The organism is Desulfuribacillus alkaliarsenatis (genome assembly GCF_001730225.1).
Lineage (GTDB): Bacteria > Bacillota > Bacilli > Desulfuribacillales > Desulfuribacillaceae > Desulfuribacillus > Desulfuribacillus alkaliarsenatis.
Window position 1 is genome coordinate 1 of the sequence record NZ_MIJE01000015.1, and the last position, 2,721, is coordinate 2,721.

Consider the following 2,721-nt stretch of genomic DNA (forward strand, 5'->3'; position numbering starts at 1 on the left):
TGTTTATTGCACTTAAATAGAACCACCAGTGTGATGAGTCAGAGCCAGTATGTGCATCAAATTGAGCCAGTATGTGCATCAGTGAGAGCCACACTAGTTTTATCTTTATTCTTTTTTAGATTTTTAATAGCATCAACCAACTACGCAGGTTGTCAAGGGCGAGCGGTTTTTGCTCGCGAAGTTCACCCTTGACAGCCACGCAGTTTTACATCCTATTCTTGGTGTCTGTGAAAACAGGCACCTGCCTTCCGGCGAGGACAGGGGTTTGGGGACAGAGTCCCCAGATAACTAATTAAGTGTTTATTCCGTTACGTTCGCGCATGGATATTGCGCCATCTATTAATATCTTATATGAGTCATGGACAATGCGATCAAGAATAGCATCTGCTAGAGTATCTTCACCAATTTTTTCATGCCAGCCATCTGGAGCAAACTGACTGCAGTAGATAGTTGATGCATTTTGATGCCTTGATTCCACTATTTCTAATAGATCCATAGCTTGTGTTTCTTTAAGTGGAGTTAATAACCATTCATCAATAATTAGTAGACTGACTTTCTTGTATTGTTTCATTATTTTTTTGAAATTGCCTTCTCCACGAGCGACAGCTAGCTCATCTAATAAATCCGGTAGTCGTATATATTTAACTGGATAGTAGTGGCGACATGCAGTCATTCCATAAGCGCATGCTATATACGATTTCCCACTACCAGAGGCTCCCATGATTATGAGGTTGCGTTTTTCCTCTATATAAGCACATGTAGATAATCTTAGAATTTGTCCTTTATCTAACTTTCGATCAGCATGGTATTCAATGTCTTCAATGCTAGCTTGGGGGTAGCGAAATTCTGCTTTTCTAATTAGACTAAGTAGCTTATTGTTCTTACGTCTCGCCCATTCCATGTCTACGATTAAGCCAAACCGTTCTTCGAAAGAAAGATCTTGGTATTCTTGACTAGATGTTTGCTTAATAAATGTCTCAGCCATTGCAGACAAACGCATTTCATGTAATTTAGTAACGGTTGCTGGATTAATCATTTGCAGGACCTCCATAGTAGGATGCGCCTCTAGTGAAACCGTGTGAAGAGTGTCTTTTAGTTTCTATAGCTTGGTCCTGTATTTTATCTTGTCCTGTCTGTAGAATTGTCTGTACTGTTTTAAAGTTTGGTTTTGGCGAATAGCTGAGCGCCCTCTTACAAGCTGCCTCTAATCGAGTTAGAGAGTATTTATCTGCTAATTTCATAAGGGATGTACAAGAACGATAACCTTGTTTCTCAACTTTGTGAAAAGATAATATAGCATCTACGACTATCTCTGTATGTTTACCAACGGAAGATGCCCATTCTCTGAAGTAGTCTGAATCAGTAGCTAGATATTTCTTGTGTGTTTCTGGCATATGATCCGCAATAGTAACGTATTGGCCTTCTTGGTTCTTTAACCGCACATGGGAAGCAATACGATGGTTATGATAAAATACTTCCACTGTATTACTGGTCAGACGTACATCAACTGTATGACGAATATATTCAAAAGGAACGGAATAATGATTTTTGTCTGCAGATATGTGATAATCATATTGTACGGATGCCATTGACCAAGTGGCAAGTTCGTATGGGGAGGCAGGCAATGGCATGAGTAGAGATTTTTCTTCTTCGAGAAATGCGATTTGTCTGCTTCCTTGCTTTTTTTGAAATGGTTTTTGATTGAATTCTTCTAGTTTATATCTTATTGCTTTATTGAGTTCTGCTAGAGAAAAGAATTGCTGATTGCGTAGTGAGGCAATAATCCATGTGGTAATAACTCCTACAGCACCTTCAGCGTTAGGCTTGTCCTTTGGGTGTCTTACACGAGCTGGAATCACAGCAGTTCCATAGTGTTCTGCCATTTCATGATATGTTCTGTTGATTTTTGGTTCATGACGTGATGCTTTATCTACACCTGTTTTTAAGTTATCTGGAACTAAGATCCTTGTAACTCCACCCATGTATGCAAATGTGTTCACGTGTGCTTGGATCCAACTTTCCATGTTCATAGACAAGAAGCCTTCTACATATGTATATTGACTACATGCTAAGGTAGCAACAAAGATGTATACAGGTATTGGATCCCCAGTAATATTGTTCTGTATACTGGCTGTTTTTCCAGCCCAGTCTACTTCTAGAATTTCACCAGGTTTTCTTTTGACTCGCATGGTAGCTTTTGTTGTGTGAGCATATTTGCGATAATGCCTGCAAAATTGACTGTACATAAGCGGGATTTCTCCACTTAGCCGGCACTGTTCACAATACTCGTTCCACAAAAGACTTAAAGTGACTCCACTTTTGGCCATCTCTTTGTGGATGTACTCGCAGTCTGGTAACCTGCGATTAGAGATAGCGCTTTTTTCCGGAAACAGTATTTCCTGGAGTTCTGCATCGGTTAAATCTTCCTTAAACGGCCAAGCAATATTTTGCTTCTCTGCACGTTCAAGGACTTTCTTGACGGTGTTTCGTGAGCACTGGCAGCTAGATGAAATACTGCGTTGGCTCATACCTTGACTATTAAGCCTAAGGATTTCTCGATATTTGGTCATTTGGTTTGACCTCCTGTATTTGATTTGCACCTGATGGTGCATTTATCCATTATACAAGAGGTGGCTCTCGCCATGACCATAGTGGCTCTATCTGATGAACATGGTGGCTCATTTCAAGTACACACGTGGTTCATTTCTAAAATATTACTCA

The 2,721-nt window shown here is 39.9% G+C and carries 2 protein-coding genes; both read right to left on the reverse strand.

Annotation, left to right across the window (positions count from 1 at the left end; translation table 11 throughout):
- Positions 1-292: 292 nt before the first annotated feature.
- A complete protein-coding gene (gene istB / locus BHF68_RS07235; protein WP_069642992.1) occupies positions 293-1,036 on the reverse strand; it encodes an IS21-like element helper ATPase IstB in 744 nt (247 codons plus the stop codon).
- Positions 1,029-2,570 carry an IS21 family transposase gene (gene istA / locus BHF68_RS07240; protein ID WP_069642993.1) on the reverse strand — a complete coding sequence of 514 codons (1,542 nt, stop codon included), beginning with the start codon at positions 2,568-2,570 and terminating at the stop codon, positions 1,029-1,031. The genes istB and istA overlap by 8 nt, the downstream gene beginning before the upstream one ends.
- Positions 2,571-2,721 lie beyond the last annotated feature (151 nt).

What these genes read in the sequence shown, in the direction of transcription:
- istB (WP_069642992.1), bottom strand. Translation starts at nt 1,036, where the DNA reads ATGATTAATCCAGCAACCGTTACTAAATTACATGAAATGCGTTTGTCT.
- istA (WP_069642993.1), bottom strand. Translation starts at nt 2,570, where the DNA reads ATGACCAAATATCGAGAAATCCTTAGGCTTAATAGTCAAGGTATGAGC.